Source organism: Methylobacterium sp. E-066 (genome assembly GCF_022829635.1).
Lineage (GTDB): Bacteria > Pseudomonadota > Alphaproteobacteria > Rhizobiales > Beijerinckiaceae > Methylobacterium.
The window spans coordinates 1-4,560 of record NZ_JAKSYO010000004.1 but is presented as its reverse complement, the minus strand read 5'-3'; the positions used below and the strand labels follow the sequence as shown (position 1 = coordinate 4,560).

3 protein-coding genes are annotated in these 4,560 nt (G+C 70.1%); all 3 read right to left on the bottom strand.

The genetic code is table 11. The annotated features are described in order from the left end of the window. Positions 1-1,456: methyl-accepting chemotaxis protein (locus MKL20_RS00030; protein ID WP_244034968.1), on the bottom strand; the 1,456-nt coding region annotated here is incomplete at its 3' end. A gap of 69 nt (positions 1,457-1,525) precedes the next feature. Further along, complete coding sequence (locus tag MKL20_RS00025) at positions 1,526-3,451, bottom strand: methyl-accepting chemotaxis protein (protein WP_244034967.1); 1,926 nt, start codon at positions 3,449-3,451, stop codon at positions 1,526-1,528. Positions 3,452-3,625: 174 nt separating this feature from the next. After that, a partial coding sequence (locus tag MKL20_RS00020) for a methyl-accepting chemotaxis protein (protein WP_244034966.1) occupies positions 3,626-4,560 on the bottom strand: 935 nt, incomplete at its 5' end.

The window sequence follows — 4,560 nt, the reverse complement described above, 5'->3', positions numbered from 1 at the left end:
CGGTCTGGCGGGCGATCTCCTGCACGATGGTGATCTTCTGGGCGATGGTCTGCATGGCGTCGACCGCCTGCCCGACCGCGACCCCGCTGGCCTCGGCATCCTTGGCCGATTGCCGCGCGATCGCCTCGGTCTGGCTGGCATTCTCGGCGTTCTGCTTCACGTTGGCGGCCATCTCCTCCATGGAGGCCGAGGCCTCTTCGGTGGAGGCGGCCTGCTCGGTCGAGCCCTGCGACAGCTGCTCGGCCGAGGACGACAGCTCCTGCGAGCCGGCCGAAACGTTGCTCGAGGCGAGGATGACTTGGCCCACGACCTCGCGCAGCTTCAGGTTCATCGCCTGGACGGCGCGCAGCAGGTCGCCGATCTCGTCGCGGCTGGACGCGACCACGTCCTGCTTCAGGTCGCCCTCGGCGACGCGGCTCGCGGCGTCGACCGCCCGATTCAGACCCCGGGAGATCGAGAGCGACAGCCAGATCGCCATGGCGAGCCCGATCGCCACCGCGCCGGCGATGACGCCGACGAGCAGCAGCCGGGTGGTCTCGTAGGCGGCCTGGGTATCGCGGACGAAGTTCTGGGCCACGTCCTCCTCGTAGGCGCGCAGCTTCGCGGCCTCGTCGGTGACCGCCGCCCGGGCCTGGGTGAACGGACCCACGATGATCAGCAGGGCCTTGGCGTCGGTGTTGGCCAGGCCGAGGGTGAAGATCCGCTCGCCGATCGGCTCCCAGGTCTTGACCGCGGCCGCGATCGCCTTGACCCCGTCGAGGAAGCCGTCGGCGCGGCCGGCCTCGGTGAGCCGGACGAGATCCTGATTGAGCTGGCGGCGATGCTCCTGGTACTCGCTGGCGAACTTGGCGAGCATCGCGTCGTCGCTGATCATGACCTCGCGGTAGATTTCGGCCAGGAGGCGGGTCACCCGCAGCTCGATCGCGTCGACCAGGCGGCGGTTCTCCACCGACAGGTCCGGGCGGGCGGCCAGTTCCTCGATCCGGGCCATCACGGCCCCGTAGGCGGCCATCTGCTCATTGCCGGCGATGGCGATGGCATTGTTGTTGCCGTTCTTGGCCGACAACTCCAGGCTCTTGGCGGCGATCTCGTTCAGCTTGTTCCAATGATCCTGCAGGGTCTTGATCCGGGCTCGCTCCTCCGGCGAGGCCCGGTCGATGAACTCCGCCAGGAGTGCCCGGAACCGGCCGTCCTGGGCCTTGAAATCGAGGGTGAGCTGCGCCCGCCCGGCATCGGTCGGCTCCAGCAGGGTGCGGTTCATGATGCGCGCCGCCTCGACCGCCATGGTCTCGACGCGCAGGACGCGCTGGACCTGCGCGAACGGACCGGTCGCGAAGGCCTGCATGCGCTCGTTGGAGGCGCCGAGGCTCGCGATGGCGAGGTAGCCGGCCCCGCCCAGAAGGACGAGGATCAGACCGAAACTCAGAGCCAGTTTGGCTCGGATCGTGAAACGCATGGGTCAGCCTGCTGGATGAAACTGGAACTGCGCCGCGCGGGCTGAGTCCCGCGCGGGAAGCGGGGCCGCTCAGGCGGCCCGGATGAAGTCGGCGTCGCGGGCGTCGCCCTCGCCCATGTCGAGGGCGAAACCGCCGCCCGGGGCCGCGGCGGCCCGGCTGCCGCGGGCCTTGCTGAGCTTGGCCTTGGCCGGAGCGGCCGCCGGCGCGCCCATCCGGGCCGCCGTCGCCCGCAGCTGCGTCGCCGCCACGTCGATCCGTGCCCCGGTGTCTTCGATGCGGAAGTAGGCGATGGTCGCCTGCAACCGCTCGGCCTGGGTCGCCAGTTCCTCCGAGGTCGCCGAGACCTGCTGAGAGGCGCTGGCATTCTGCTGGGTGACCTTGTCGAGCTGCTGAATCGCCTGGTTGATCTGCGTCGACCCGACATCCTGCTCCCGGCACGCCGCCGAGATCTCTTCCACCAGCAGCGCGGTCTTGCGGATGTCCGGCACCAGCCGCCCCAGCATCTCACCGGCCTGCTGGGCCGCCTTCACGGTGTCGACCGAGAGCGTGCCGATCTCGGCCGCGGCAGCCTGCGAACGCTCGGCGAGCTTGCGCACTTCCGAGGCCACCACCGCGAAGCCGCGGCCGTGTTCGCCGGCCCGGGCCGCCTCGACGGCGGCGTTGAGCGCCAGCAGATCGGTCTGGCGGGCGATCTCCTGCACGATGGTGATCTTCTGGGCGATGGTCTGCATCGCCTCCACCGCCTGTCCGACCGCGATGCCGCTGGCCTCGGCATCCTTGGCCGATTGCCGCGCGATCGCCTCGGTCTGGCTGGCATTCTCCGCGTTCTGCTTGACGTTGGCGGCCATCTCCTCGACCGAGGCCGAGGCCTCTTCGGTGGAGGCGGCCTGCTCGGTCGAGCCCTGCGACAGCTGCTCGGCCGAGGACGACAGCTGCTGCGCGCCCGCCGAGACGTTGCCGGCGGCGGTGGCGGACTCGGTCACCACGGCGCGGAGCTTGTCCAGCATCTGCTCCAGGGCGATGCCGAGGACGTCCTTGTCGGACAGGCGCTTGGCCTCGACGGTCAGGTCGCCCGCCGCGATCGCCGTGGCGACGCCGGCGAGCACCTGCAGGTTGTCGGTGGTGGCGCGGAGATTGGCCTGGACCTCGCTGCTGAGGCCGCCGAAATCCTTCGACAGCGTCTTGGTGAAGTCGCCCACCGAGGCGGCTGCCAGAACCTCCGAGATCTCCCGGAAGGCCTGCTCCACCGCCTGGGCGGTGCCCTGGATCCGGCCGACCTCGTCGAGGCGCCCGGTCTCGAACGGCGTCGCCAGGGTCGCCAGGCGGGCGCTGATCGCGGTCACGGGCTTCGCCACGGTGCGGACCAGAAGCAGGCCGATGCCGACGGCGATCACCAGGTTGGCCGCGATGCCGAGCAGGATCATCTGCGTCGAGGTATCGAAGGCGGCGTTCTGCGCGTCCTGGCGGGTGCGCATCAGCGTGTTCTCGACGCCGACCAAATCGGCGACCTCGGCGCGCAGGCCGTCCATGGCCTCCTTGCCGGCGCCGGCGATCTCGGTCTGGCGCGCGGCCTCGCGGGTCTCGGGGCTGGCCATGGCGGCGATGCCCTTCTCGGCGACGCCGTTGTGCCAGGCCTCGGCCTGCCGGTGGATCTTTTCCAGCCGCTCCTGCTGGGCCGGGTTGTCGGAGGTCAGCTCCTTGGCCTGCCGCCAGGCGGTGTTGAACGTCTCCCAGCCCTTCTGGTAGGGCGCCAGGAACTTGGCATCCCCGGACAGCAGGAAGCCGCGATAGCCGGTCTCCTGGTTGACCATGCCGGACAGGGCGCGGTCGGCGGCGTCGATCACCTTGATCGTGTGGTCCGTCCAGTTCACCGACTGACGGATCTCGGAGGATTTCCAGTAGACGACGCCGTTGATGCCGAGGCCGACCAGCAGCATCAGCGTGAAGGCCAGAAACAGCTTTCGCGGTATCGAGATGTTGTCGAGCATGTTCATGGCCTTGTCCTTCGAAGCGGGGATCTCGGTCGGGAGCACCCTGCGGCTGGTGTGGTCCGGGCGAACCCGGATGCGGATCGGATCGTGGCTGCGCCCATGGGCGCAGGTCGGTTGGTGCGAGGGCCATCCCGGAAATCAGATCCGGGACGGCGCCCTCGGTGCTCGGTCGGCCGCTCAGGCGGCGCGGATGAACTCGGCATCGCGGGCGTCGCCGTCGCCCATTTCGAGGGCGAAGCCGCCGCCCGAGGCCGGGAGAGCCCGGCCGGTGCGGACTTTCGCCTTGACCGGAGCGGCCGCCGGCGCGCCCATCCGGGCCGCCGTCGCCCGCAGCTGCGTCGCCGCCACGTCGATCCGGGCATCCGCCTCGTCGATGCGGAAGTAGGCGATCGTCGCCTGCAGCCGCTCGGCCTGGGTCGCCAGCTCCTCCGAGGTCGCCGAGACCTGCTGAGAGGCGCTGGCGTTCTGCTGGGTCACCTTGTCGAGCTGCTGGATCGCCTGGTTGATCTGCGTCGAGCCGACATCCTGCTCCCGGCACGCCGCCGAGATCTCTTCCACGAGGTGCGCGGTCTTGCGGATGTCCGGCACCAGACGCCCGAGCATCTCACCGGCCTGCTGGGCCGCCTTGACGGTATCGGCCGACAGCGTGCCGATCTCGGTGGCCGCCGCCTGGCTGCGCTCGGCGAGTTTTCGGACTTCGGATGCCACCACCGCGAAGCCCCGTCCGTGCTCGCCGGCGCGCGCCGCCTCGACGGCGGCGTTGAGGGCCAAGAGGTCGGTCTGGCGGGCGATCTCCTGCACGATGGTGATCTTCTGGGCGATGGTCTGCATGGCATCGACCGCCTGCCCGACCGCGACGCCGCTGGCCTCGGCATCCTGGGCCGATTGCCGCGCGATGGCCTCGGTCTGGCTGGCATTCTCGGCGTTCTGCTTGATGTTGGCCGCCATCTCCTCGACCGAGGCGGACGCTTCCTCTGTGGAGGCGGCCTGCTCGGTGGAGCCCTGGGACAGCTGCTCGGCCGAGGACGACAGTTCCTGCGAGCCCGCCGAGACGTTGCCGGCCGCCGCGTTCGCCTCGGTCACCACGGCGCGGAGCCGCGCCAGCATCGTCT

What these genes read in the sequence shown, in the direction of transcription:
- MKL20_RS00025 (WP_244034967.1), bottom strand. Translation starts at nt 3,451, where the DNA reads ATGAACATGCTCGACAACATCTCGATACCGCGAAAGCTGTTTCTGGCC.